This is a genomic window from Chryseobacterium oryzae, assembly GCF_022811665.1.
In the GTDB taxonomy this organism is placed as follows: Bacteria; Bacteroidota; Bacteroidia; order Flavobacteriales; family Weeksellaceae; genus Chryseobacterium; species Chryseobacterium oryzae.
The window spans coordinates 239,207-265,303 of the sequence record NZ_CP094529.1 but is presented as its reverse complement, the minus strand read 5'-3'; the positions used below and the strand labels follow the sequence as shown (position 1 = coordinate 265,303).

Below are 26,097 nucleotides of genomic sequence, written 5' to 3'. Positions count from 1 at the left end.
CAAAATCAGTTCCGAAATTAATCATTATTTTCGTAACCCTAATATTCAAAAACATCATGCAGGACTTTTTATTTTATCTGAAACTTGGCTGGGAACATATTATTTCTCTTGATGCTCTAGATCATCAGCTTTTCGTTTTAGCGTTAATTGCAGTCTACACATCCAAAGACTGGAAAAAAATTCTTGTTTTGGTAACTGCTTTTACCATTGGGCATTCCATCACGCTTGCTTTAAGCATTTTAGATATTGTACGAGTTTCTTCAGATTGGGTGGAGTTTTTAATTCCGCTGACGATTGTTTTAACGTCTTTTGGAAATATTATTAACAAAAACAACAATAAATCCAAAAGCAATTTCAATTATTATCTGGCATTATTTTTTGGTTTAATTCATGGGATGGGATTTGCCAATACCGCAAGAGTAATGATAGCCAAAAGCCAAAGTATTGCAGTTCCTTTATTAGGATTCAATATTGGGTTGGAACTTGGGCAGATTGTAATTGTTTTAGGTATTTTACTTCTGCTGTTTATTCTTTTAGATGTATTTAAGATTAATAAAAAAGACTGGATTCTTTTTGTTTCCTCGGGTGTTTTTGCACTTTCTATGAAGATGACTTTAGAAAGAATTCCTTTTTAAGGCTTAAACATTTCTAAATTTTCAACTACTTATTATTATATTTGATAATTATTAAATTTTCGTTTCATGAAACTACAGGTTACTGCCCTTTCAGTATTTTTATATTTTGGTGTTTCCGCACAGCAAATTCAGAATAATCCTGGAAGCAACCACGGAAATAAATTCGAGCAACTGGGAACCATTCTTCCCACTCCCAATGTTTACAGAACAGCTTCCGGAGCTCCGGGGCATGCATATTGGCAAAACAGAGCCGATTACGAAATTTTCGCTTATTTGGATGAAGACAAAAGAAATCTTAAAGGTTCTGAAACGGTTACCTATTACAACAATTCTCCGGATGATTTAGACTACATTTGGCTACAGCTGGATGAAAACCAACAGTCTACAGTAAAAAAAGCAGACTATCAGTTCTCTTCTACTCTTCCGAAATCTTTGAATGATCAACAGCTGAAAGTTTCTGAGCTTCCCGTAAAAGACAATGGCTATGGAGTTACTTTGGAAAAAGTTACGGATGCATCTGGAAATTCTTTACTGTACACAGTCAACAAGACAATGATGCGTATTGACTTGCCTAAAAGTCTGAAAAAAGGAGAAAAATTTGTTTTTAAAGTAGACTGGAATTACAATATCCCGAACCGAATAAAAATGGGTGGTCGTGGCGGTTACGAAAATTTCGCAGAAGACGGCAATGATTTGTACACCATTACCCAGTGGTTCCCGAGAATGTGTGTTTACAGCGATTTTCACGGGTGGCAAAATCATCAGTTTACAGGTAGAGGAGAATTTGCGTTAGTTTTCGGAAACTACAAAGTATCTATCAATGTTCCTTCAGATCATATTGTGGGCGGAACCGGGGAGTGCAAAAATTATGATCTGGTTCTTAGTTCAGAACAATTATTGAGGTATAAAAAAGCACAGACTTCTAATGAACCCATTGAAATTGTAACGCTAGACGAAGCTAAAAAAGCAGAAAAAAATCATTCTAAACAGAGAAAAACATGGGTTTTTGAAGCTAAAGATGTTAGAGATTTCGCTTGGACTTCTTCCCGAAAGTTTGTGTGGGACGGTATGGGAGTTTTAATTCCGGAAAACAATAATAAAGTAATGGCAATGAGTTTCTATCCTAAAGAAGCTTATGGTTTGTACAGAAAATTTTCTACGAAAGCGGTGGCTCATACCATCAAAACATACTCAGAATTTACAATTCCTTATCCATATCCTGTAGCTCAATCGGTGGAAGCAGCCAATGGAATGGAATATCCTATGATCTGCTTTAACTATGGAAGAACCGAAAAAGACGGCACTTATTCCGAAGGCACAAAAAATGGAATGATTGGGGTTATCATTCATGAAGTGGGGCACAACTTTTTCCCGATGATTATCAATTCAGACGAAAGACAGTGGAGCTGGATGGATGAAGGTTTAAATACTTTTACAGAATATTTAACAGAAGAAAAATGGGACAATAAATTCCCTTCTAAACGAGGACCCGCTTGGACGATTGTGGATTATATGAAACTTCCGAAAAACCAACTGGAACCTATCATGAGCAATTCGGAAAACATTATTCAGTTTGGCCCGAACGCTTATGCAAAACCGGCAACGGGATTGAATATCCTTCGTGAAACCATTATGGGAAGAGAACTTTTTGATAAAGCTTTCAAAACATATTCGAAAAGATGGGCATTCAGACATCCTGAACCTGCAGATTTATTCAGAACAATGGAAGATGCAAGCGGCGAAGATCTCGACTGGTTCTGGAGAGGCTGGTTTTACGGAACAGATCCTGTAGATATTGCTATAGATAAAGTTACCATTGCAACACCAGATTTCGAAGTTTCGCAACCAGAAAAAGAGATAAAATATAAGGTTGAAAAACCTATACAAAATGAGTTTGATGATATATCCAAACAAAGAAACAGAGAAGATAAAAACATTAGTTTTGAAGTCGAAAAAGATAAAAGTCTTCAGGATTTCTACTATAAATATGACCGTGGTCAGGAAAAAATAGACACCAATAAAGAATATTCTTTTAAATCTGACGGAAATGAATCTTTAGACAAAAAGGATCAAGAAAAGTTCAGAAACATGACTGCATATCAAATTGATTTCACCAATAAAGGCGGAATGGTAATGCCTATTATTCTTGAATTTACTTTTGAAGACGGCTCAAAATTAAAAGATAAATCTTCAGCACAAATTTGGAGGCACAATGAACAGAAAGTATCTAAAACTTTTTATTTTGATAAGAAAATAAAATCTATTCAGCTGGATCCAATGCGAGAAACTGCGGATATTGATACCTCTAACAACTTTTGGAGTAATGATGGAAGTTCTGCAGAAAATTCTAAATTCCAAGTATTTAAAGAAAAACAAAAAGCAACCGTAAGAGGCGGAGCCAACGGAAAAGTAAACCCGATGCAGGCCGCTGGAAAGAAAAACTAAATTTTACGTTTAAAAACAAACATGAAAGGACTGTAAATTTACAGTCCTTTTTTTCTGCCAAAATTTCCGCTCAACTCAATAAACTCTGCCAAAAATTTCTCTGTTATCTATTGGCATACATTTGGGGAAAATCACCACAGAAATAATTAAAAATTTAAATATATTATGTCAGTAAACTTTAGACCATTAGCAGACAGAGTTTTGGTAGAACCAATCGCTGCAGAAACTAAAACAGCTTCAGGTATTATTATTCCGGACACTGCAAAAGAAAAACCTCAGGAAGGTACTGTAGTAGCGGTAGGTCCAGGTAAAAAAGACGAGCCTACAACTGTAAAAGTGGGAGACAAAGTTCTTTATGGAAAATATTCTGGTTCTGAATTAAAATTAGACGGAAAAGATTTTTTAATTGTTAAAGAAGGAGACCTTTTAGGAATTATCGGATAAGACTCCAGATACAAGACATCAGATTTCAGACTTAAAACTGAATACAAAACAAATTTTCAAATAATGCTTGGCGTCTAACATCTGACGTCTAACATCTAACATCTAAATAAAATGGCAAAAGAAATAAAATTCGATATTGAATCAAGAGACGCTTTAAAAAGAGGGGTTGATGCATTGGCTAATGCAGTAAAAGTAACTTTAGGACCAAAAGGGAGAAATGTAGTGATCGAAAAATCTTTCGGTGCACCTCACGTAACTAAAGACGGTGTTTCTGTTGCAAAAGAAATCGAACTTGAAGACAGAGTAGAAAACATGGGAGCGCAAATGGTAAAAGAAGTGGCTTCCAAAACTAATGATATTGCAGGAGACGGTACTACTACCGCTACTGTTTTGGCACAGGCTATCGTAAGAGAAGGTCTTAAAAACGTAGCTGCAGGGGCAAATCCAATGGATTTGAAAAGAGGAATCGACAAAGCTGTAACTGCTGTAGTTGAAAACTTAAAATCTCAGTCTAAAACTGTTGGAGATTCTACAGAAATGGTGAAGCAGGTTGCTTCAGTTTCTGCGAATAACGACGAAACTATCGGTGCTTTAATCGCTGAAGCTTTCGGAAAAGTGGGTAAAGAAGGAGTTATTACTGTAGAAGAAGCTAAAGGTATCGATACAACTGTTGATGTTGTAGAAGGTATGCAGTTTGACAGAGGTTACCAATCGCCATATTTTGTAACTAACCCTGAGAAAATGTTAGCTGAACTTGAAAATCCTTACATTCTTTTAGTAGAGAAAAAAATCTCTTCAATGAAAGAATTGCTTCCTGTTCTTGAACCAATCGCTCAAGGTGGTAAATCTTTATTAATTATCTCTGAAGAAGTTGAAGGGGAAGCTTTGGCAACTTTAGTAGTAAATAAATTAAGAGGTTCTCTTAAAATTGCGGCTGTAAAAGCTCCAGGATTTGGTGACAGAAGAAAAGCTATGTTGGAAGACATCGCAATCTTAACTGGCGGTCAGGTAATTTCTGAAGAGCAAGGTTTCACAATGGAAAACATTTCTTTGGATATGTTGGGAACTGCTGAAAAAGTAACTATTGATAAAGACAACACAACTGTAGTAAACGGTGGTGGTGAAGAAGCTAAAATTAAAGGTAGAGTAAACCAGATCAAAGCTCAGATGGAAACTACTACTTCTGATTACGACAGAGAAAAACTTCAGGAAAGACTGGCTAAATTAGCTGGTGGTGTTGCCGTTCTTTACGTTGGTGCAGCTTCTGAAGTTGAAATGAAAGAGAAAAAAGATAGAGTAGATGATGCACTTCACGCTACAAGAGCAGCAGTTGAAGAAGGTATCGTAGCTGGTGGTGGTGTTGCTTTGGTAAGAGCTATCGCTTCTCTAAACGATCTTTCTGGTACTAATGCAGACGAAAATACAGGGATCAAAATCGTAAAAAGAGCCATTGAAGAGCCATTGAGACAAATCGTTGCTAACGCAGGAGGTGAAGGTTCTGTAATCGTTGCTAAAGTTTCTGAAGGAACTGCAGATTTCGGATACAATGCTAAAACCGACGAGTATGTAAATATGCTTGAAGCAGGTATCATCGACCCTACAAAAGTAACAAGAGTTGCCCTTGAAAACGCAGCTTCTGTTTCCGGAATGCTTTTAACAACTGAATGTGTAATTACTGAAGTGAAAAAAGACGAACCAGCTATGCCAATGGGTGGTGGAATGCCAGGAATGATGTAGTCTTAACTGCTATAAATAAATTTAAACCGTTCAGATTTTTCTGAGCGGTTTTTTTGTACTATTAATTATTAAATAGCTCTTTTACTAATTGGATAAATAATCAAAAATAAGAAGAACAAAAAATTCTCGAAAAATTGATTTTCAAGGACATATAAATCAATTTGGCATTTCTGCTTTTCAACAAAATATGTTTGAGTTTCAGAAAGAAAATAAATTTAATCTTGGGAATTATCTGATGAAAATTAAAGATGTTGACAAATATTCTGAATTTGAAGCAGTTCTAAATAAAATAATTTTGATGATTTACCATATTGTGTCTAAGGGCTATAATAGTTTGTTTAAATTTTAGGTACACAATCAAACCCGATCTTAATCCTAAAAAATATAACCAAAGTTCGTACAAGTATCCCCAACTGCTCACAGTCTCAAATTTTGAGCAATAGAATAAAGACATAAAAAGGCTATGTTGGTAATCTTTAGTATTTAGATTTATTTATTTATTTTTACTTCTATAAATTTATATTAATTACTTTTTAAAAAGTTAAAAGCCTATGATAAATGATACTATAAAAACAGCATTCCCTTTGTATGGAATAGCATCTACAATTGCAGAACAATTTATTGATTCACAAAAGAGTTCTCGCGACATATTACAAACTAATGATGAATCAAGAATAAATCAAGAACTGAATCGTAAAAAAGTGGAAACTGAAATTCTTGAGCTAGAAGCTAAAGTTGCACAAGAATTAGCTATATCTAAAAGAATAGAAAGTGCCGAAATAGTAGAAATTGAAGAATATTTTGAAGGTTTCGGCAAAGGAAATCTTGGTGTAAACTATGAAGAGAAATCTTTGAAAGCTGGAATGTCTGGAGAAGGCAGAAAAGTTACTAAACGTATTTATAGATTTACAGGTTTTAAAGATTAAAAAAATTACGATATGATGGTGTGAAAGTCACAATTTCACCTACAAAAACATAAAAACCGCTTTTGGGAAGCGGTTTTCACTTTTCACAATGTTCCAAATTTCCAATCCACTACTTTTCCCTATATTTAAAAGATATTTTTCAACCCAAACCTCCACACCCTTGAAAACAAAATCATTCCTCCTTTCACTTTTCGGTTTATGTTTAGCCAATGCGCAAACCTTAAACTTTAAACATCTTTCGGATATGTCTGTGAAAAGAGGAGCGATAAGCAGTACCATTGCAGGCGACAATATCTATGTAAGCAATGGCTATAAAGATTCGGATGGTAATGCCACGATTATTGAAAAATACAGCATTAAAGATAACCGTTGGACTGTCATCAATTCTAATTTGGTTCCTAAAAGATTCGCCAATTCGGAAATTTACGGTAATAAAATCTATATTTTTAACGGTTGGGGAAACAGCAATCTTGAAATTATAGACCTAGAAACGCATCAAAAAACAAAAGGAGCTGTTAACCGTGCCTACACAGGAAATGCCGGTTCTGCCATCCACAACGGAAAAATATATACCTTCGGAGGAAGTGGATTAAACAATGCCGCCACCACAGTATTTTCTGACAGATTCCAATGTTACGACATTGCTTCAGACACATGGCACACATTACCGAATATGCCAACAGCCAGAGAAGCAAGAGGTAAAATTGTGAATGATAAGCTCTATGTTATTGGTGGTTTTAACGGTACATCATCGCGCCTGGTCAATGTGTTTGATCTCAACAAAAATGAGTGGACTGAGCAATATACGATGCCTGCAGCGATATCGGGACATTCATTAGCGGTATCGGGTAATAAGATTTTTATTGCAGGCGGTTATAACAATCAAAATTTTCTGGCTTATTTTGATACAGAAACCAACAAGTTGCATAAGTTATCATCCAACATGATTCCCAGACGACACGCTGCCGCGGAAATCAATAACAATAAATTATACATCATGGGCGGAAGTACAACATCATCAACCAAATCAGCTATTAAAAGCATTCAGGTTGCAGATATTAGCGAAGAAGTGCTTTCCACTAAATAAACCAATGAAAATGCACTTGCTACCCAAAATTTCCCCATTTTGAACAATAAAAAACAAAAACCACTTCACTTAAAGCGGTTTTTTTGTTTTAAGTAATTATAGTATGAAAAAATCATTGCTATAAATAAATGTAGGATGCTACAATTATTGGTTTTGGGAGCTATCATTTACTCGGCAATCCAAACACTTACATTTCCTGCCGGAACAGGGAAATTACCCCAACCATTTTCATCGATCACAACTTTATCTTCAAATCGTCCGAGTAGATCAAAAAAAGTTTTACCAGCATATTTTTTGCCCATTTCCATAGGTTTTTCATAAGCATTTTTATTGCTCAATACTACTGCACAGCCAGAATATTCATCATTTCCTTCTCTTACCCAGCCTAAGCAATTTGCATCTTCAAAATAATCTCGCTGAACTCCGTAAGCATTATCTTTTCTCGCTTTTAGCAACCCTTCTATTCCATCTACTTTATTAAGAAAAATTTCCTGTTCGTTTCCTTCCCTGTCATAATCTTTGTAATGAGCACCATATAAATCGGGATAAAAAATGCAGGGATAACCATTTTCACGCAACAAAATTAATGCATACGCAATAGGTTTAAACCAATATTCCACTGGAGCTTCTAAATCCTGCAAAGGCTGAGTATCATGATTATCTACCAAGCTTACAGAATGCATAGGATCTGCCTGAGTTAAAGTTTCATCAAAAATTCTTCTCAAATCATAAGAATTTCCCTCTCTTGAAGCGGTACAGAAATTATTTTGAAGAGAACTGTCGAAAAGACTCATGCAACCTTCTGTAGTTTCTATATATTTCTGAAGCAAATCCAAATATCCGGGAGCCCAATACTCTCCTACTGCAAAAATATTTTTCCCGGTGTTAGAGCGGAGAAGTGTAAGCCATTCTTTGTAAAAATCGAACGAAATATGTTTTAAAGCATCCAATCTTACTCCATCAAAATCTGTCTGTTCGAAATACCACTGAGCCCATTTATTCAACTCTTCACGAACATGAGGATTTCTGTGTTCTACATCATTGAACATTAGATAATCATAATTCCCTTTTTCATCATCAATCATTTTTTCCCATCCATCGCCGTACTCCGAAATAATTTTATAAATGTGCGAATCTTTACCTTCTGCATAATCTACTCCACTGAAGCAGGTAAAATTCCATTCGAATTCAGAATATTTTTTCTGTCTTCCGGGAAACGTAAATTTTGTATAAGATTCTATTTCAATGGTATCGGAAATCACTTTATCTCTGTTTTCTTCATCCACTTTTACTGCTTTAAATTTTTCAAGCTCATCTCCACCGGCTTTATGCCCTAACACAATATCTACAATAATCTGTATATTTTTATCTTTAAGAGTTTTAATAGCATTGAGGTAATCGTCTTTGGTTCCATACTTTGTTCCGACAGCATTTTTTTGATCGAATTCACCGAGATCAAAAAGATCATAAGCATCATATCCTATCGAATTTTCTCCATCTGTTCCTTTGTAAGCAGGCGGAAACCAAACTGAAGTTATTCCTAAATCTGATAAATATTGCGATTGTTCTGCTGCGTGATTCCATAGTTTTCCTTTTCCTTCAGAATACCAATGGAAAAACTGTATCATGGTTGAGTTCATAATAAAAGTAAATTTTGTGATATCAATTAATGAGATTTTGCTTATTCAAACTCCTCAAAAGGAATTTTAAGCTGAACAGAGATCTGCTTTTTTTCTTCTGTGTTGAGGTGTGATAATGATAATCCCAATAATCGTACCGCTTTATCGAAAGGGCGGAGTTCCCATAATTTTTTTGCGGTTGAAAAATATTGTTCGGGCGAACTGAAATATTCGTCTTTTGTAAAACTTCGGGTAAAAAGTGAGAAATCTTTATATTTTATCTTTAAAGTTAAAGAACGTCCCAAAATATTATTTTTCTGAAGCCTTATGTGCAGTTCTTCACTTAAATTCTGAAGTTTTTCTGTAATCTGCTGTTCATCGGAAAGATCTTCAAAAAAAGTACGTTCTACAGCAACACTTTTCTGAATCCGGTGAGGTTTTACCTCAGACAAATGAATTCCCCGCACCACATTATAATAATATGCACCCGATTTTCCAAAAAGTCTGGTTAGATCTTCCAGCGATTTCTTTTTTAAATCTTTTCCTTTGAAAATGGATAAACTGAACATTTTATTGGCAGTAACCTTTCCTACACCATAAAATTTTTCTACAGGTAACTCTTCCAAAAACGATTCTATTTTATCAGGGTGAATGGTTTTTTGTCCGTTGGGCTTATTAATATCCGAAGCAACTTTTGCTAAGAATTTATTAATTGAAATTCCTGCAGAAGCGGTTAATCCCGTTTGCTCAAATATTTTCTGCCGAATTTCTTTAGCTATCTGATTTGCCGAAACCATTCCCATTTTATTTTCCGTAACATCCAAATAGGCTTCATCTAAAGAAAGTGGTTCTACAAGATCTGTATATTCGTAGAAAATCTCACGTATTTTTTTAGAAATTTCTTTATACCTGGCAAATCTTGGCGGAACAAAAATAAGATGCGGACATTTCTCTTTGGCGGTTTTACTTGGCATTGCAGAACGAACTCCATATTTTCTGGCTTCATAACTTGCCGCAGAAACAACTCCGCGATGACCGCCTCCCACAGCAATTGCTTTTCCCCGAAGTGCAGGATTATCATATTGCTCCACAGAAGCATAAAATGCATCCATATCAACATGAATTATTTTACGGTTGGGAAAAGAAGAATCCATATCACAAAGATATGGATTCTAATATTTCATCGAAATCTAAAGTTTTAGTTTAACCTAAAATACTTAACTAATTTATTTTAAAAGTCTGTCTATAGTTTTTTGAATTTCCGGATCCTGAGGATTTATCGCATAGTATTTGGCTATTTTAGACTGTTGGTCTATTACCATATAGCGTGGAATCCAGTTCAAATCAATATAATTATTGAAATTATTTTTCCAGCCTTCAGAAAACCAATAATTTTCTTTTTCTTTCATGTTGAATCTCTCAAGACTGCTGTCGAATTTCTCTTTAGATCTTTCTAATGAAAAAAAAACAAAATCTATAGTAGGATTATTTTTTTCGAGCTCCTCTGCTTTAGGTAAAGCCTGAAGACAGTCTCTACACCATCCTGCCCAAAAGTCGATAACCAGAATTTTTCCTTTATGCTGATCCAAAATCTGCTGCACGCTTATTTTATTTCCGTTCTCATCTTCTAGTTTCTGTGTTAAAGCTTCTTTAGAAAACTGAGTCTTATTTTGTTTAGGAATATCCTGTGCAAAGTTTAAAGTACACATACTTAACCATGCAAAAATCATGATCTTCTTCATCTCTATCTCATTTTTATACAAATCTAATGATGTTGTTTTAATTTTCAGAAAAAAATGATTGAATCTATTTTATAAATAATTCTGACAAGAACTATCCAAAAAAAATCTGCAAAGAGATTGCAGATTTTTTTATTTTTTATTTACATAATTGATAATCAACTGATTGAATTCCTCTTTTTTATCAATAATCACATTAATAGGCCAGTAATACACCAAATCTCTTAGATAATCGAATGTTTTAAGCCGCACATAATCTTTTTCTGTAGTGAGAATAAGTTTGTATTCTCCGAGTTTCTTATATTCTGCAATGATATTTTTAATATCAGCTTCCGAAAAATTATGATGATCTCTGAATTTCAAATGCTTTACACGTTGCGAAAATTTAGAAAGATGATTCAGAAGAGGTTTCGGATTGGCAATTCCTGTAATAAGAAGAATGTCGTAATAATTCAGATTATTATCCGGCAACATTTTATCTTTGGAATATACGTTTTCGTCGTAGCCTATGGATGAGAAAAAAACTTTCTGATGACTTGCAGGTTTTATTCTGGAAATATAATACTGCTTTTTCTCTTCTGTAAGTTCATCCGGGCATTTACTCACCATGATAACATCTGCTCTTCTGGCTCCAGATCTGGATTCCCGCAAATCTCCTGCAGGAAGAATAAAATCTTTAAAATAAGGATCATTAAAATCGGTCATCAAAATATTGAAACCTGGTTTTATGGCTCTGTGCTGCATTGCATCATCCAGAATAAGCACATCCAAATCCATATCACTAATCACCTTTTTAGCTCCCGGAACACGCTGCTCCGAAACGGCAATTACAAATCTGTTTTTAAAACGCTCGAAAAGCTGCATAGCTTCGTCACCAACAGTTTTATAATTGCTGTCGTAGTTGGTTACATCATACCCTTTGGTTAACCTCCCGTATCCGCGAGAAAGCACACCTGTTCTATAATTTTTAGACAGAAATTTTGCCAAATACATTACCATCGGAGATTTTCCGCTTCCGCCCACAGAAAGATTCCCCACATTAATTATTGGGGTTTTAAACTTTGTAGATTTAAAAATTCCAAGATCATACATTGTATTACGGAAGCCCGTAACCATTTGAAAACCTAAAGAAAAAGGATAGAGATACCATCTTTTCATACTTTGGCAAAAATAAGAATTTTAAAAACTATCTTACGAAATTTTAAGCCGGTTTTTTAGAAATTAATTATAATAATAAATAGTATTAATTAAAGTATTTTTGCAGAAAAGATTTCCTTCAACAGAAATTATTTTATTTTTTTACGAAAAAACATATTCAATTTAATAAAAATCAGCTTTGAGATATTTCATAGAATTTTCTTACAATGGCAAAAATTATTTTGGTTATCAGATTCAGCCAAAAGACATTTCGGTTCAGGAAGAATTAGAAAGGGCACTTTCTACCATCTTAAGAGAAGAAATTAAAACCACAGGAGCAGGCCGAACAGACACTGGAGTTCATGCAAAGAAAATGTTTGCCCATTTCGACACCCATTTGGTTTTACCTGAAAAACTTACGCATCAACTCAACAGTTTTTTACCTGATGATATTTCTGTGAAAAGGATATTCGAAGTAAGAAATGATTTTCATGCCCGTTTTGATGCTACCTTCAGAACCTATGAATATTATATCTCTTTAGATAAAAATCCTTTCACCAGAGATTCTGCATGGCAACATTGGAGAAGAGATTTAGATATTAACAAAATGAATGAAGCCTGCAGCATTTTATTTGAATATGAAGATTTTACAAGTTTTGCCAAGCTTCATACCGATAACAAGACCAATTTCTGTGAAATTTACATCGCAAAATGGGAACAGAACGGCACAGAGCTGAAATTCACCATTTCTGCCAACCGATTTTTAAGAAATATGGTGCGTGCCATTGTAGGAACTATGGTAGAAGTGGGATCAGGAAAAATAAAGCCTGAAGATTTAAGAAAAGTAATAGAAAATAAAAACCGTAATTCCGCAGGAACTTCGGCTCCTGCTCATGGACTTTTTCTGGTGGATGTTGGTTATAAATTTTAAATATATAAAATGATTTCAATTATTATTGCCATTGGCGTTTTCAGATATTATCAGACTTTGGCCGTTCGGTACGGGAAAATTCATTGGAAATATGGCTTGCTGGGAATGGGAGTTTGTCTTGCTGTTCAATTTTTATTTTGGTTGATGTATGGAATGGCAGGATTAATCCTAGATCTGAATCATTTTTCTCAGGAAATGGAATTCTGGCCATTTTCTATTGTAAATATTTTAAGCTGTATTGTTTCTTTAATTGTCGTTTGGCGACTCCGCATTTTTCTGGAAAAGAAGTGGAAAAAAGAAGCCGAAATTCGTAAAGAAGCCGAAATTGAGAATATCGGAAAAAACAATTAATCTTAAATTTGGATAATTCATTTGGATATAAGTTCAGAAAATCAATAATCATCATCTGTCATTTTCTATTTAGTTCTTCCGCCATTCAATTTATAAAGCTGTATTTTTGCAGAGATTTTTTTGTAAATAATTACCTGCGAAGTATCGTACAATGAAAAAACAAGACACCTGGGCAATCATAAAACGACTTTTTTCTATCGGGATGAAATTCCGGTCGTGGTTTATTGTCACCCTTATAATATCTGTAATACTTTCTATAGTATCTACATACCGACCTTATCTTACAATGCAGATTGTAGATAATGATATTACCAAACTGAAAGACAAAGCCTTAATGATGAAGCATATTTATATGCTCGTAGGATTGGTTTTTGCAGAAACTGTTCTGAATTTCTTTTTGGTTTACTTCTCCAACTACATTTCTCAGAATGTTATCCGAGATATACGCGAGAGACTATATCACAAACTTATTTACTTTAGAACTGCATTTTTCGACAAAACGCCTATTGGGCAGCTGGTTACAAGAGCAGTTGGAGATGTAGAAACCATTGCTACTGTGTACACAGATGGTTTTCTAATGGTTTTTGGAGATGTTTTAAGAATCGTATTCGTATTATTTATGATGTTTCAGGTAGATGTACATCTTAGTTACATTTCACTGGCAATTTTACCATTAATGGTAGTTATTACGAGATTTTTCCAGAAAAGACTGAAAAAAGCATTTGGAGACGAAAGATCTTGGACTGCCACTCAAAACTCATTTGTACAGGAACGTTTGGCGGGAATGCCTATTATTCAGGTTTTCAACAGACAGGCAGCAGAATTTAAAAAGTTTGATGAAATAAACATTACTCTGAAAGAAGCACTTTTAAGAACTGTATTTATTTTTTCATTGTTCTTTCCTGTTGTAGAGCTTATTTCTTCACTGTTTATAGGTTTTGTACTTTTTTACGGCGGTTATATCACAATTAGTGCAGGTGTTGTTATTGCTTTTATTCAGTTTATTTCGATGCTGATTCGCCCGTTGAGACAGATTGCAGACCGTTTCAATAATATTCAGCGCGGTATTGTGGGAGCAGAAAGAGTTTTAGGAATTATGGATGAAGATTATGCGATGCCTAATACAGGAACCGTACAAAAAGATCATTTTGCAGGAAAGATAGAATTTAAAGACGTTCATTTTTCTTATGATGAAAAACAGGAAGTTTTAAAAGGGATTGATTTTAAAGTAAATCCCGGAGAAACCGTTGCTATTGTAGGAGCAACCGGAGCCGGAAAATCTACTATCATCAGTTTAATTACAAGGTTGTACGACATTAATTCCGGAGAAATTTTCATTGATGATGTTAATCTGAAAAATTACGAACTGTACAATCTCCGAAGCCATATCGGTGTTGTTTTACAGGATGTTTTTCTTTTCCATGGAAGTATTTACGAAAATCTCGCCTTTGGAGACGACGAAATTACTTTAGACAAAATAAAGGCAGCAGCCAGAGAAATTGAAGTGGATCAGTTTATAGAGCATCTTCCCGGTGGATATGATTACGTTGTGAGTGAACGAGGTTCATCCATCTCATTGGGACAAAGACAGTTATTATCCTTCCTCAGAGCCTACCTTTCTGATCCTAAAATTTTAATTCTGGATGAAGCAACCTCATCTATCGACCACGAAAGTGAAAAATTAATACAAAGAGCTACCGAAAAAATTACAAAAAACAGGACTTCTATTATTATTGCCCACAGACTTTCCACTATTGAAAAAGCAGACAAGATTATAGTGATGGAGCACGGAAAAATTGTAGAAGAAGGTAAACACATCGAACTTCTCGATAAGAACGGATATTACTCTACTCTATACAAAGCCCAACTAAAGCATGAAATAGAGGAAGACGAAGATCAATCGAAATAAAGATTATAAAAAATCTCCTAAAAGTTCAAATCTAAGATTTGAACTTTTTTATATTGGTAAGTATAGAATCAAAGGACATAATTAATATTAATTTCATTTTAAATTAACATTTAGTTAATATCAATGTAGTTAGGTATAACTTTTGCATTTATATAAATTCTTTCCAATACCCTGCAATTAATCCAAAAAAAAATGTAATTTTAATTAAAATTTAAAAAATTAACTTTTTTTAAAGGGATCATTACAATAAAAAACCAAATTTATTAACTAAAACCAAAAATAATAAGATGAATAGTATCCAAGACGAATTTTCAGTTTTCAAAGAAGAACTAAAAAAATTAAATATCGAAGTGAAAAAAATTGTAAAAGTAGGAAACGGAAGTATGGACTTCCATGAAGTATTTTACAAATCTCCCCGATATGAAGACGTAAAAACGGTTTATGTACAAAGACATACACTCGACAATCTCATTTCAAGATTCAGAGAATGTTACAGTTAGCATAAAAAAGCGGTAAAATTTTCATTTACCGCTTTTTTTATTTTTAGAATCTATATCCCAGAGAAAATCCACTTCGAAGACCCGCCCAAGGTCCATTTACATTAATGTTTGCACCATTAGAATTGGTTTCTACCGTATATTTAACAAAAGGAATATCCAGATTCTCTATTTCTTTTTTCAACTGAGCCTGCATTTCCGGAGTGAGCAAAACATCACTTCTTAAAGTAAAATCCCCTGTTCCAGATCCGTAATGAGCTCCAGCAATCCAGAAATCTAACACTAAATTATGCTGTTTGTTTAGAAAAAACTGTGCTCCTACCATGAGTCCCCCACTGTTTCCATTAGCATCTCCTTTTCCTTTTAGTGGAATTTCATAAGTTGTTCCTAAAGCATTGTAATCATACATAAAATCGAATGTATTGGATGAAACTTTGGAATAACGATAATACGGTGCAAAATAAAATCCTTTTCCATATCCTTCTCCGATATAAAAACGAGGTTCAATAGTAAAATTAGAGGCTTTTACTCTGATATTCTGAAAATCTTTTTCGTCCTCTTTACTCAAAAAAGCATTCATAAAAGGAACGGGACCTTCCAAAACAGTTCCAAATCCAACATTTATGGCAAACCAACGATTGATAGACCTTTCGTAAGATAGATTGATATTCCTGAAAGCAAAAGCCGTAACATTGGTTTTAATGATATTCATCTTGTCTTCAGGTACAGAATTTTGCGTGGTATTTCCTACAACGTCTTGTGCCGAAATTTCGGACATCAATAATACAGAAATAAAAAATAATAGTTTTTTCATGGTAATAGTTTCAATTAAATTATGGTGCAAATTTTGAAAATCAATTCTTATTGATTTTGAATATCTTATTTTGATGAAAACTATTGCTTAATCAATTTACTTTTCCAGTTGCTTGATTTTGATTTATTGATTTCAATAAAATAAGAAGAAACAGGAAGATCAGAAACATCAATATTTTCAGACGTATATGGGAGACTTTTTACCAATTTCCCATCAAGACTGTATACATTTACAATACTTCCTTTTTCTACATCACCTTTTACGCTGATGAAATTTTTTGCAGGATTGGGATAAATCTGAATATTATCCTTTTTAGCTACATCCGAAACCGATAAAAAAGTTTCATTTAAAGCCTGAGCAACATCAGTAGTCTGCGGATTTCCCTGAGCAGTAATTGTTGCGTTTGTAGTGGAAAGCAAAGGAAATTTATGAAGACTGTCGTAATAGGCGTAAGAAGTATTGTTTGCCGATCCCACAGGAAATGCAAAAACGAAAAGATTTAAATTCTGTACAGATTTTATTCTGAGAACATTATTGTACGTTTTAGATCCAATTAAAAGAGTTCCCGCTGCATCTGCTGTAATAACAATAGTTCCCGTAAAAGTTCCGGATACTCCAGCCGATACAGAAGTGAAAGTTCCGCCAACTATATCATTTTCTGTCTGCCCGAAAGACATTGGATAAACAATAAAAGTTCCGTTATTGGTACTAAAATTAAGGGTTACATCCGATGTAACCAAGCCAGTTATTTCTAGTTTGGAAGTGCTCGACTTATACAATGCTGTATTTCCGTTTCCTGTCATTTTTATGGTCGTACCTGGAAATGTCGAAATTTCGCTTGTTGTCGGAGCTACATAATTGACTACTGTGGGAGAACCTGCCGTAAGAGATGAATTATTAAAAATAACATTATTACCTGTTGAAGAATTGTTTACCGCCCCATTAACCAGAACATTATTAACAACATCCCCAATAACGGGATCATTGAATGTTTTTGTAATAGTGGTCTGCGCCGAAAATAACCCGGCAGAAAAGATAAAAAGTAAAGCTTTTTTCATAATTATTTTTTTTACGTTGTTAATAAAGTAATTGAGTTCAAATAATTTACACTAAATATTTTATTATCAATCTTATTTGAAATTTCAGTTAAAGATAATCTATTTTCATAATTCTTAATATTAATATTTTGGACGAAAATCATATTATCATTTAAAAAAATAATCCGACACAAAATTGTGCCGGATTTCAACTTATTTTTTAAGATACAAATCGAAGTAATCTGTTACTTTCTGCATTAAATGAACTCTGTCTTTCCCTACAACATTGTGCTGATGTCCCGGATATACAAAATAATCCATCTGAACACCGTTATCTACCGCAGATTTCAAGAATTTTATAGAATGCTGCCAAACTACAACGTCATCCTGTGCTCCATGAATCATCAGTAATTTCCCTTTCAAATTCTGTACTTTATCCAAAAGATTGGCAGTTTTATATCCTTGTGGATTTTCCTGCGGAGTATCCATATATCTTTCGGTATACATTATTTCATACATATTCCAATCGATTACAGGACCGCCTGCAACTCCCACTTTAAAAACTTCCGGATGGCGGAGCATGAAGCTTGTCGTCATAAATCCACCAAAACTCCATCCGTGAATTCCCATTCTTTCGGAATCCACATAAGGAAGTGATTTCAGATATTGTACTCCTTTCATTTGGTCATTCATTTCAGTTGTTCCTAAATTTCTGAATACCGCCTGTTCAAACTTCAAACCACGATTAGATGAGCCTCTCCCATCCATCGTAAATATAACGTATCCATTCTGAGCCATATATTCGTACCAAAGATTGCCTGATGCCGGAAAAGTATTGGTTACCAACTGAAGATGAGGACCGTTATACAGATAAACAATGGTTGGATATTTTTTATTAGGATCAAAATCAGTAGGAAGAATAATTTTCCCATATAATAATGTTCCGTCGTCTGCTTTTAAAGTAACATTTTTAATTTCCGGACGTTGATAATTCTTCAGCGGGTTTTCGGAAGTTAAAATATTTGTAGATTTTAATGTTGCAGTATTAATGATGTTTGCTGTTCGTGGACTATTGGCATTACTGTACATATCGAACACATAATTTCCATCGCTACTTAAAACAGCAGAATGCATTCCTTCTGCACTGTCTAATCTCTGCGTTTTAAATGTATTCCAGTTAACTCTGTAAATATGTCTTTCTAAAGGAGTTTCCTGAGTAGAAACATAGTATATATCTTTTTTCTTTTCATTAAAGCCTAAGATGTCGGTAACCAGCCAATCTCCTTTGGTTATCTGAGATACCAAACCTTTTTCTAAATTGTAATGAAACAAATGGTTGTAGCCAGTTCTCTGGCTTTGCCAAATAAAATCGGTATTAGAATTGGGGAAAAATAAAAGTGGATGCTGTGGTTCTACATACTTATCATTAGTTTCTTCAAACAATGTGCGTACAAAATTTCCTGTAGATGCATCATACTGATTCATTTTCATATGATTTTGTCCTCTGTTGAGAACCCCTACAAAAATATATTTGGAATCTGGGCTCCAGGTAATTGCTGTAAGATACTGGTCTTTTTCCCCATCAATTTTAAGAAAGGCAGTATTTTGATTTTTAATATTATAAACTCCTAAACTGACTTCGTGCGAAGTTTTACCCGCCATAGGATATTTAATATTATGATTTACGGCAGGAGTTACCGACCAATCTATCACAGGATAATCTGCAACCATTGTTTGATCCATGCGGTAAAATGCAATGTTTTCTGAATTTGGAGATGCAAAAATACCTTCATTAATTCCAAATTCGTTTCTGTGAACTGCCTGTCCGCTAATTATATTTTCATTGGAATCGTTGGTAATGGATGTAATTTTACCGTTTTTGTTTAAATAAAGATTATTTTTTACCGTGTAAACAATAGTTTGATTATCGGCTAAAGTTTTAACATTCGCGGCGTCTGCATCTAGAGAATAATTTTTCTTGATTTTCCATTCGTTTCCAGATTTTTCTACCCAATACATCGTATTGTTTAAGGTAAAATAACCATTAGCCTTATTGGTAAATTTTACAGGAGGCAGAGCTTTCAGTTTTTTATCGGGAAAGTTTTTGTTTACCTGATAAAGTGAAATAAGGGTATCCTGCTTATTGTTTTTTAGGTCGGTAATGAGATAACCTCCTTTTACTCCCTGAATATAAGATTTGCTGTCGTCTGACCAACTGAACTGCGAGATACTTTTTACTGCTAAGTTCGTCCTTAATCCGTTCACTGCTTCTGCCATGGTAAATTTCTGAGTCTGAGCAAAAGCTGTTCCTCCGAGAAGTACCATGAATAAAGAAAATTGATGTAATTTCATTGTTTAATCTTGAATCCGTCAAAAATAAGAAATTAATGCGAGTTGATGACTGCAAAAAAAATCGCTAATCATAAATTGCGGTCTTCCTTTAAACTTCCATCTTTCATAGCCCGGATAGAAGCGGTTACCCCGCAGTGAGGCGGCGAAGCGTAGCGGAGCCGAACGAACGAGGAGTATAAGTGAATAGCCGGAAAAAGCTCCCTAAAAAGATCTGAAAATCAGAAGCGACTTAATATTCCCCAGTGAATTTTTATATCATTAAATTTGAATGGATTACCGAATTCGTTCCCATTAGAAAGCTGAAAACTCATTAATCCTATAGGAATAAAAAAGTTAAAACCAAGACCTACGCTGTACAATTTGGGTTTTACATTTAGGGATTTGTTGTTAAGCTGACCGTACTGTCCAAACACGTCAAAAAATGCCTGATTTCCTATGAGATATCGGTATTCCAGTCCAGCGTAATAAAAGAAATCTGCGGCAAGTGAGTTTTCATTAAAACCGCGTAACGAATTCCATCCTCCGAAGCGGTATAGCTCATTGGCAGAAAAATCTATTTTTGAATCCATCATTGCACCTTCGCCTTTTATGTTGAGGAAATGATTGCCCTTGATGTTATAGTTATATTCTCCAAAAAAATAGAACTGATTTTGTTTAGAATCTATATTTTCCAACGTATATTTTGTTGCCAGAAAATCGTATCCTACATTCAGTTTAGATTTATATAAAAACAAATCTATATCCGAAGGTTCGGTCATATCGAAGAAAATCCCAATCCCTTTTTTGTTGTAGTCTTTACCTTGGGTATACAGACTATCGATAATCGTTGAAGATTCGAATGTACCTCTAAAGCCAATTCTCTGACGGTTGTTGATATGATAATAAAAAGCAGGCAAAGCCTTTACATTGGCAAATGTAGAATCTTGTCGGAAAATATTCACCTTCATATTCAAACCAACATTTGAACTGAAAAGATAAGGAATATCACTCTGTAAATCGAAAGTCTGACCTTTATCCGGGTTTCTCTGCCAATATAAGTTTAGTGTTTCGAAACCGTTGAACATATTTTTAAAATTCACATTAAGAGTACCGTTTAAAGTGAATTTGTCTTTTTTATCGTTTCCAAAACCGATAACACCATCAAAACTGTTGGTTTTCTTCTTTTCCATAAACAGATAAATCTGTGTAGAATCTTTTGTAAAGAGAGTCTGGGGCTGCCTTTCTAAACTGATAAAAGGATGACTTAAGAAGTTTTTATTAATGGCAATAAGGTTTTTTTCGTCGTAGGTTTTTCCTTTAAAGTCTTTATCCAGATTTTTTATAAAACGTTTCGGTATTTTAGTGTACCCTTTTACCACAAAGCCATCTATAGTACGTTTATTATTTTTATTAATTTCGAGTTCTACAACAGGATAACCCTTTTTCTGTCCTTTGAATTTAGATTTAATTCTGCTGAATGCAAAACCATCATCTATATATTTTTTACTGATATTCTGTTTTACTGAATCTAAATTTTTAGTAAAAAACTCTTTTTCAAGCTTTAATTGATGAACAATAGAATCTGAGAGTGAAACATACGATTCGTTAAAATTTTTCCCTTTATCATAATAAATCAATGTACTGTCGCCTTTTAATTTTACATCTTTCAGCTCTGTGAAAAAATAATTGCTTTGAGCCAGGGAATCCAGAAACTTTGCCGCAGAAAGAGAATCTTTCACTTTCTTTTTTACTTTGGTTTCGGTATCTATAAGAAAATACTGCTTTTTCTGTGCCTTGAAAAAAGTACAGCAGCAAAGCATTACTACCATGCAAAATGAAAAGATTTTTATAGGTAAAAATTTAGCGATAAACATATTCTTTTCCTGTTTCATCAATATAGAATTCTGATCCGTTTCGCTGTGCTAATAGTAAACCATTATCGTAGGAAGAATCTAATTTGTCGTAGTAATTTTTATTAATGTATTTTTTTTGCTGAAAGTTGTAAATTCTGTATTTGCCTTTACTGTCTTGTATTTTAATTAAATTTCCAGATGGATGAACGGGAAAATAAGGCATGAAATTTTCCGCCAATTTCTTTCCGCGATCAGAAAAATACAAATTGGAGGTTTTGGGATCTAAAGATTTTCCTATAAAATACACCTCGTGCTTCCCTTGGGAATTGCTGAAGCTTTTAGTTTCTATTATTTCGAAATCTGCAGGAATAATAACTGTTCCTTTTTCATCAGTAATTCCGTATTTCTTATTTTTTGCAATTCTGAACAATAATGGATTTTTAGCTGCTATTTTAACATCATCAAACTTACCAATATTCTGTTTTTTGAAATCATCAATTATTTTTTCATCCTTTTCTCTTTGCATCATTTCTGCCTGACGAATTTTACTTTCAGATTCTACTAAAATATCCGAAGATGAATTTTCACTGGCTCTCGAAAGATTGTCGCACGGTAATTCGGTATTGTCTGTAAGGATACATTTCATTTTCCTGTCTTCGAAAACTTTTGCCAGAGTTATTTTTTTTATTTTTCGCTCTGTTTTATCATACCGTTCATACTCCGCAAAAGAATTTGCTCTATCATATTTTGCTGGGATTATTAATGTGTTTTTAGCATCCATAAATCCCCATTTACTACCAACTTTCACCGGAATAAGTTTGCCATTCTGAGCACAAAACAGAACAGGAAGCAATAAAAACAAATATTTAGCTACTTGCATCATACCATTATTTAACCGGATTTAATCAAGTTTATTGTATTTCTTCATTAAATTCTCGTATGTTCCCTGCGGAAGAATCCACTTCAAAGGAACGCCAATTTTTTGCCCGAATTTCCCAAAATAATAATGTGCTTTCCATTTCTTTTTGTTTAAAAGACCTTCAACATATTCGGCAACTTCCAAAGGTTCTGTTCCGTCCCCAACATGAGAATTCATCAAAGCATACACATTATCAAAAACATTTTTGTACGGTTCTGAAACTTTTGTACGAACTCTGTTTTCTGCAATGTTGGTTTTAATATCTCCCAAATGAAGCGAACAAACCTCAATATTCCAAGGGTAAACTTCGTATCTCATCGCTTCCGTCACTTTATCCAAAGCAGATTTGGAAGCAGAATAAAACCCACGGAAAGGCAGCCCCATCTCACTTCCGATGCTGGAAACGTTGATAATCTGTCCAAATTTATTTTCACGCATTTTCGGCATTACAGCACTCATCATTTGCACCGCACCCACAAGATTCAGATTGAATAATTTTAGAATATCTTCTTTGGAAGAATCTTCTACGGAACCTACCATACCCATTCCAGCATTATTGATGAGCACATCAATTTTTGTTTCTGTTTTTAAAACTTCTACAATCGCATTTTGTACCGCTTCATTATCGGTAACATCCGTTGGGATAGACTTGAAATACTTACTTTCAGTTAGTTTTCGGCTTAAACCGTATACTTTATGACCTTTCTTCCCGAAATATTCTGCTAACACGAAACCAATTCCGGAAGAAGTTCCTGTAATAATAATGGTTTTTGACATTTTATTTTTAGTCTATTTTTTAAGTTTATAAAAATAGCGATTTAATAGGTAACGGATATCAGACAAAATATATCATTCCTTGACAAGGATTTTATCCAAATCTTCCCAAAACATCGGATAAGATTTTTCTACCACATTTTCGTCTTCAATATTCAATTCTTTGATCAGACAAAAAGGTGCAAAACTCATTGCCATTCTGTGATCCTGATATGTTTTAATAGAAATATTTTCTTCCGGCTCTGTAAAATGAACTGATTTGATGGATGATTGCGTAATTTCGGTTTCGCAACCCAGTTTTTTCAATTCTATATTTAAAGCTGAAAGTCGGTCTGTTTCCTTCACTCTTAACGTTCCCAAACCTGAAATTTCAAATGGAATTTTTAAGGCAACCGCCGTTACACAAAGCGTCTGAGCAATGTCGGGGCAATTATTCATATCCAAAATAATCTTTTCAGGAAACTTAAAGTTTTCTATGGGCTGAAGAGTAAGTTGATGTTCATCTTCATTGAAAATCGTTTTTATTCCAAAGAAATCTTCATAAATTCTCGCAATTGCAGCATCTCCCTGAGTAGAATTTTTGTAAAAACTTTTCAAATGAATGGTTTCTCTTCCAATCGCCGCAAATGAGTAAAAATACGACACAGAACTCCAGTCGCTTTCTACTTCATAATTGATGATGGATGATGGATGGTTGATAAATGGTTCTACTTTAATCGAATTTCCTTCAAAAGTATTTTCAATTCCGAAATAAGTTAAAATACTGAGCGTCATTTCAATATAAGACCTAGAAGTAACTTTACCAATAAGATTTATTTCTAAACCTTTCTCTAATTTTCCTGCAATTAACAGTAAAGAGGTAATAAACTGGCTTGAAATATTTGCCGGAACATCCACTGTTGTCTCTGTAATAGACCTTCCTATAATTTTCAATGGCGGAAAGCCTTCATTTTCTAAATATTCTATTTCAACACCAAGATTTTGCAAAGCCGTTACCAAATTCTTAATGGGTCTTTCTTTCATTCTTTTTGATCCGGTAAGAATGGTGGTTTTTCCTTCCTGAATAGAATAATAGGAGGTAAGAAAACGCATTGCCGTTCCTGCATGATGAATATCGACCACTTCGCTGTTTTCAGACAAAGCCTTTTGTAACAATTGAGTATCCTGAGAATTAGACAGATTACCAATTTCTATATTTTTAAACAATTTTTCTAAAATCAACAAACGATTCGAAATGCTTTTCGAACCGCTTATTTGTATGTTTCTTCCTGAAATTAATTTAGATTTTGTGATGATCATTTCTTGTAATAAATTTTGCCGTCTTTATTTGCGTAACCTATAAAATTCTTGTCTTTGTCATAAAGTTTAAACAGATGAAAACCTTTTCTCCCATAATCTCTTCTGAAAAATAAAGGAAAATCCTTAAATTCTGAAGTAATAAACTCCAGATTTTTATTGCTCGCAACAAAAAACTGATAATTATCTCCTGTTCTCACTACAAAACCAGATTCGTAAATGGCATGCCCATCCGCTGAAAAAATTTCGTCATATTTTGGAGGAACAAGCCATTTGTTATCTCTCACAAGAAAATAACCTATTTTCCCGTTTTCTTTCTTCAAATATCCATAATCAAAGGTGGCATCTTTGTATGATATGGTTAATTTTTCACTTCTATCGGGCTCTATATATCGGTAAAAAGAATCTGCATACCCAATCTTTTCCAAAGCATTCTCAGGAATAGACGGTTTGCCCGCAGGCGGCATTTCTATCCCTTCCATTGCGGGTGGTGGCATAGAATAAGTGGGACTACCCAAGGAACGGTCAGAATAATAATCTTTTACAACTTTTATAGGTTCTCTCTTTTCAGATTCTATTTTTCCGTTATTAAAATTTAGGGTAAGATTTTTTTCAGATCGGTTTAGATCCTGGTAAATAATTGAAAACGATTTGGGAAATTTATCGTAATTAGTATCTACTTCATAAGAGTTTTCAAAAAAAGTCTTAATGATTTTTTTTTGTTTTTTATCAAACAAATGTAAAGAGTACCGGTTTTGCGTGGAGTATAGCAAAAGTAACGCTGTTCCTGTAAGTGCAGGCTTTTCGTTTTTTCTGCCATCTATTACAATAATGTTGTTATAACTTTTTCCTAAAAGAGGTTCTCCGCTTTTGTTGTATAAATTTTCTGAGAGATAATCCGGACTTCCATTAGAATACATAAAATCCTTGCTGTTTTTTACAAGAACGCCAATTACAAAATCTTCCTGATTATCAAAATAAGTATAATCGCCGTCTTTTATAATAATTTTGTTGTTCAGAATATAAGAAGCTTTATTATCTTTTCTGACGGTAAAATCATTATTATATCCTACTGAAATTTCATCATAATTAGCCGGAATAATCATTTTGCCGTTTTCGTCTGAAATACCAAATTTATCGCCTATTCTGAACGGAACATAAACCTGCGAATCCTGCGCCGAGAGCGATAAGGAAATTATGGATAGAATAAGCAAATAGAGAGATTTCTTCATTATTTTAATTTTTCATTGTTTTGATGCCTGTCTTTATCGCGGTCTGTTTTAATTTTCATCTTTTTATCGAATGCATCCTGCAGATCAACTCCGGTTTGGTTGGCTAAACATAAGGTTACAAAAAGCACATCTGCCAATTCTTCTCCTAAATCTTTAGTTTTATCGCTTTCTTTTTCGCTTTGTTCACCATATCTTCTTGCAATAATTCTCGCCACTTCGCCCACTTCCTCAGTTAACATCGCCATATTGGTGAGTTCATTAAAGTAACGGACGCCAATGGTTTTTATCCATTCATCCACTTGATGTTGGAGATTTTTTATTTCCATATTAAAAAAAATATTGCTGAAACATTTTCAAAAAAAACCGTAAAAAATAGCTCTTAAG

At 34.1% G+C, this 26,097-nt stretch carries 23 protein-coding genes; 10 read left to right on the top strand and 13 right to left on the bottom strand.

Features of this window, described 5'->3' with window-relative positions; all coding sequences use genetic code 11:
• The first annotated feature begins 56 nt into the window (after positions 1-56).
• The 6 genes from MTP08_RS01195 to MTP08_RS01170 all read left to right on the top strand — a co-directional run bounded on the left by MTP08_RS01195 (position 57) and on the right by MTP08_RS01170 (position 7,274).
• Positions 57-635 (top strand): HupE/UreJ family protein, encoded by a 579-nt coding sequence (locus MTP08_RS01195; protein ID WP_243576728.1) that lies wholly within the window; start codon positions 57-59, stop codon positions 633-635.
• A 66-nt stretch (positions 636-701) separates the two neighbouring features.
• Complete coding sequence (locus MTP08_RS01190; protein ID WP_243576727.1) at positions 702-3,080, top strand: M1 family metallopeptidase; 2,379 nt, start codon at positions 702-704, stop codon at positions 3,078-3,080.
• Between the two features lie 165 nt (positions 3,081-3,245).
• The gene (locus tag MTP08_RS01185; RefSeq protein WP_243576726.1) at positions 3,246-3,524 is read left to right on the top strand and encodes a co-chaperone GroES; all 279 of its coding nucleotides are present in this window, start codon (positions 3,246-3,248) and stop codon (positions 3,522-3,524) included.
• Between the two features lie 111 nt (positions 3,525-3,635).
• Complete coding sequence (groL, locus tag MTP08_RS01180) at positions 3,636-5,261, top strand: chaperonin GroEL (protein ID WP_243576725.1); 1,626 nt, start codon at positions 3,636-3,638, stop codon at positions 5,259-5,261.
• Positions 5,262-5,812: 551 nt separating this feature from the next.
• Positions 5,813-6,187, top strand: a complete 375-nt coding sequence (locus tag MTP08_RS01175; protein WP_243576724.1) for a hypothetical protein — start codon at positions 5,813-5,815, stop codon at positions 6,185-6,187.
• Between the two features lie 160 nt (positions 6,188-6,347).
• Positions 6,348-7,274: a Kelch repeat-containing protein gene (locus tag MTP08_RS01170; RefSeq protein ID WP_243576723.1), complete on the top strand. Its 927-nt coding sequence runs from the start codon at positions 6,348-6,350 to the stop codon at positions 7,272-7,274.
• 167 nt (positions 7,275-7,441) lie between these two features.
• On the opposite strand, the gene MTP08_RS01165 is transcribed toward MTP08_RS01170, so the two are convergent.
• The 4 genes from MTP08_RS01165 to lpxK all read right to left on the bottom strand — a co-directional run bounded on the left by MTP08_RS01165 (position 7,442) and on the right by lpxK (position 11,790).
• Entirely contained in the window at positions 7,442-8,914 is a 1,473-nt protein-coding gene (locus MTP08_RS01165) for an alpha-amylase (protein WP_243576722.1), read from the bottom strand.
• 41 nt (positions 8,915-8,955) lie between these two features.
• Positions 8,956-10,047 carry a DNA polymerase IV gene (dinB, locus tag MTP08_RS01160; protein WP_243576721.1) on the bottom strand — a complete coding sequence of 364 codons (1,092 nt, stop codon included), beginning with the start codon at positions 10,045-10,047 and terminating at the stop codon, positions 8,956-8,958.
• A gap of 72 nt (positions 10,048-10,119) precedes the next feature.
• Positions 10,120-10,635, bottom strand: a complete 516-nt coding sequence (locus MTP08_RS01155; protein ID WP_243576720.1) for a TlpA family protein disulfide reductase — start codon at positions 10,633-10,635, stop codon at positions 10,120-10,122.
• A gap of 129 nt (positions 10,636-10,764) precedes the next feature.
• Entirely contained in the window at positions 10,765-11,790 is a 1,026-nt protein-coding gene (gene lpxK / locus MTP08_RS01150) for a tetraacyldisaccharide 4'-kinase (protein WP_243576719.1), read from the bottom strand.
• 178 nt (positions 11,791-11,968) lie between these two features.
• Between lpxK and truA the strand changes: the two genes are divergently transcribed.
• The 4 genes from truA (at position 11,969) to MTP08_RS01130 (ending at position 15,460) form a co-directional block, all read left to right on the top strand.
• Positions 11,969-12,700, top strand: coding sequence for a tRNA pseudouridine(38-40) synthase TruA (gene truA, locus MTP08_RS01145; protein ID WP_243576718.1), 732 nt, complete (start codon positions 11,969-11,971; stop codon positions 12,698-12,700).
• A 9-nt stretch (positions 12,701-12,709) separates the two neighbouring features.
• Complete coding sequence (locus MTP08_RS01140; protein ID WP_243576717.1) at positions 12,710-13,051, top strand: hypothetical protein; 342 nt, start codon at positions 12,710-12,712, stop codon at positions 13,049-13,051.
• 151 nt (positions 13,052-13,202) lie between these two features.
• A complete protein-coding gene (locus MTP08_RS01135; protein ID WP_243576716.1) occupies positions 13,203-14,960 on the top strand; it encodes an ABC transporter ATP-binding protein in 1,758 nt (585 codons plus the stop codon).
• A 287-nt stretch (positions 14,961-15,247) separates the two neighbouring features.
• A complete protein-coding gene (locus tag MTP08_RS01130; RefSeq protein ID WP_209391245.1) occupies positions 15,248-15,460 on the top strand; it encodes a hypothetical protein in 213 nt (70 codons plus the stop codon).
• Positions 15,461-15,503: 43 nt separating this feature from the next.
• Here MTP08_RS01130 and MTP08_RS01125 read toward each other — a convergent pair whose 3' ends face one another.
• The 9 genes from MTP08_RS01125 to MTP08_RS01085 form a co-directional block, all read right to left on the bottom strand.
• The gene (locus MTP08_RS01125; RefSeq protein WP_243576715.1) at positions 15,504-16,271 is read right to left on the bottom strand and encodes a DUF3575 domain-containing protein; all 768 of its coding nucleotides are present in this window, start codon (positions 16,269-16,271) and stop codon (positions 15,504-15,506) included.
• 80 nt (positions 16,272-16,351) lie between these two features.
• Complete coding sequence (locus MTP08_RS01120) at positions 16,352-17,329, bottom strand: T9SS type A sorting domain-containing protein (RefSeq protein WP_243576714.1); 978 nt, start codon at positions 17,327-17,329, stop codon at positions 16,352-16,354.
• A gap of 192 nt (positions 17,330-17,521) precedes the next feature.
• Complete coding sequence (locus MTP08_RS01115; protein WP_243576713.1) at positions 17,522-19,660, bottom strand: S9 family peptidase; 2,139 nt, start codon at positions 19,658-19,660, stop codon at positions 17,522-17,524.
• A gap of 218 nt (positions 19,661-19,878) precedes the next feature.
• Positions 19,879-21,531, bottom strand: a complete 1,653-nt coding sequence (locus MTP08_RS01110) for a BamA/TamA family outer membrane protein (protein ID WP_243576712.1) — start codon at positions 21,529-21,531, stop codon at positions 19,879-19,881.
• Entirely contained in the window at positions 21,500-22,375 is an 876-nt protein-coding gene (locus MTP08_RS01105; RefSeq protein ID WP_243576711.1) for a WG repeat-containing protein, read from the bottom strand. The genes MTP08_RS01110 and MTP08_RS01105 overlap by 32 nt, the downstream gene beginning before the upstream one ends.
• Positions 22,376-22,393: 18 nt before the next feature.
• The gene (locus MTP08_RS01100) at positions 22,394-23,188 is read right to left on the bottom strand and encodes an SDR family oxidoreductase (protein WP_243576710.1); all 795 of its coding nucleotides are present in this window, start codon (positions 23,186-23,188) and stop codon (positions 22,394-22,396) included.
• A gap of 72 nt (positions 23,189-23,260) precedes the next feature.
• Positions 23,261-24,484 (bottom strand): 3-phosphoshikimate 1-carboxyvinyltransferase, encoded by a 1,224-nt coding sequence (locus tag MTP08_RS01095; protein WP_243576709.1) that lies wholly within the window; start codon positions 24,482-24,484, stop codon positions 23,261-23,263.
• Positions 24,481-25,713: a WG repeat-containing protein gene (locus tag MTP08_RS01090; RefSeq protein WP_243576708.1), complete on the bottom strand. Its 1,233-nt coding sequence runs from the start codon at positions 25,711-25,713 to the stop codon at positions 24,481-24,483. Before MTP08_RS01090 ends, MTP08_RS01095 begins: the two co-directional genes overlap by 4 nt.
• Positions 25,713-26,039 carry a nucleotide pyrophosphohydrolase gene (locus tag MTP08_RS01085; RefSeq protein WP_243576707.1) on the bottom strand — a complete coding sequence of 109 codons (327 nt, stop codon included), beginning with the start codon at positions 26,037-26,039 and terminating at the stop codon, positions 25,713-25,715. Before MTP08_RS01085 ends, MTP08_RS01090 begins: the two co-directional genes overlap by 1 nt.
• Between the last annotated feature and the right edge of the window lie 58 nt (positions 26,040-26,097).

What these genes read in the sequence shown, in the direction of transcription:
- MTP08_RS01195 (WP_243576728.1), top strand. Translation starts at nt 57, where the DNA reads ATGCAGGACTTTTTATTTTATCTGAAACTTGGCTGGGAACATATTATT.
- MTP08_RS01190 (WP_243576727.1), top strand. Translation starts at nt 702, where the DNA reads ATGAAACTACAGGTTACTGCCCTTTCAGTATTTTTATATTTTGGTGTT.
- MTP08_RS01185 (WP_243576726.1), top strand. Translation starts at nt 3,246, where the DNA reads ATGTCAGTAAACTTTAGACCATTAGCAGACAGAGTTTTGGTAGAACCA.
- groL (WP_243576725.1), top strand. Translation starts at nt 3,636, where the DNA reads ATGGCAAAAGAAATAAAATTCGATATTGAATCAAGAGACGCTTTAAAA.
- MTP08_RS01175 (WP_243576724.1), top strand. Translation starts at nt 5,813, where the DNA reads ATGATAAATGATACTATAAAAACAGCATTCCCTTTGTATGGAATAGCA.
- MTP08_RS01165 (WP_243576722.1), bottom strand. Translation starts at nt 8,914, where the DNA reads ATGAACTCAACCATGATACAGTTTTTCCATTGGTATTCTGAAGGAAAA.
- dinB (WP_243576721.1), bottom strand. Translation starts at nt 10,047, where the DNA reads ATGGATTCTTCTTTTCCCAACCGTAAAATAATTCATGTTGATATGGAT.
- MTP08_RS01155 (WP_243576720.1), bottom strand. Translation starts at nt 10,635, where the DNA reads ATGAAGAAGATCATGATTTTTGCATGGTTAAGTATGTGTACTTTAAAC.
- lpxK (WP_243576719.1), bottom strand. Translation starts at nt 11,790, where the DNA reads ATGAAAAGATGGTATCTCTATCCTTTTTCTTTAGGTTTTCAAATGGTT.
- MTP08_RS01140 (WP_243576717.1), top strand. Translation starts at nt 12,710, where the DNA reads ATGATTTCAATTATTATTGCCATTGGCGTTTTCAGATATTATCAGACT.
- MTP08_RS01135 (WP_243576716.1), top strand. Translation starts at nt 13,203, where the DNA reads ATGAAAAAACAAGACACCTGGGCAATCATAAAACGACTTTTTTCTATC.
- MTP08_RS01130 (WP_209391245.1), top strand. Translation starts at nt 15,248, where the DNA reads ATGAATAGTATCCAAGACGAATTTTCAGTTTTCAAAGAAGAACTAAAA.
- MTP08_RS01125 (WP_243576715.1), bottom strand. Translation starts at nt 16,271, where the DNA reads ATGAAAAAACTATTATTTTTTATTTCTGTATTATTGATGTCCGAAATT.
- MTP08_RS01120 (WP_243576714.1), bottom strand. Translation starts at nt 17,329, where the DNA reads ATGAAAAAAGCTTTACTTTTTATCTTTTCTGCCGGGTTATTTTCGGCG.
- MTP08_RS01115 (WP_243576713.1), bottom strand. Translation starts at nt 19,660, where the DNA reads ATGAAATTACATCAATTTTCTTTATTCATGGTACTTCTCGGAGGAACA.
- MTP08_RS01110 (WP_243576712.1), bottom strand. Translation starts at nt 21,531, where the DNA reads ATGAAACAGGAAAAGAATATGTTTATCGCTAAATTTTTACCTATAAAA.
- MTP08_RS01105 (WP_243576711.1), bottom strand. Translation starts at nt 22,375, where the DNA reads ATGATGCAAGTAGCTAAATATTTGTTTTTATTGCTTCCTGTTCTGTTT.
- MTP08_RS01100 (WP_243576710.1), bottom strand. Translation starts at nt 23,188, where the DNA reads ATGTCAAAAACCATTATTATTACAGGAACTTCTTCCGGAATTGGTTTC.
- MTP08_RS01095 (WP_243576709.1), bottom strand. Translation starts at nt 24,484, where the DNA reads ATGATCATCACAAAATCTAAATTAATTTCAGGAAGAAACATACAAATA.
- MTP08_RS01090 (WP_243576708.1), bottom strand. Translation starts at nt 25,713, where the DNA reads ATGAAGAAATCTCTCTATTTGCTTATTCTATCCATAATTTCCTTATCG.
- MTP08_RS01085 (WP_243576707.1), bottom strand. Translation starts at nt 26,039, where the DNA reads ATGGAAATAAAAAATCTCCAACATCAAGTGGATGAATGGATAAAAACC.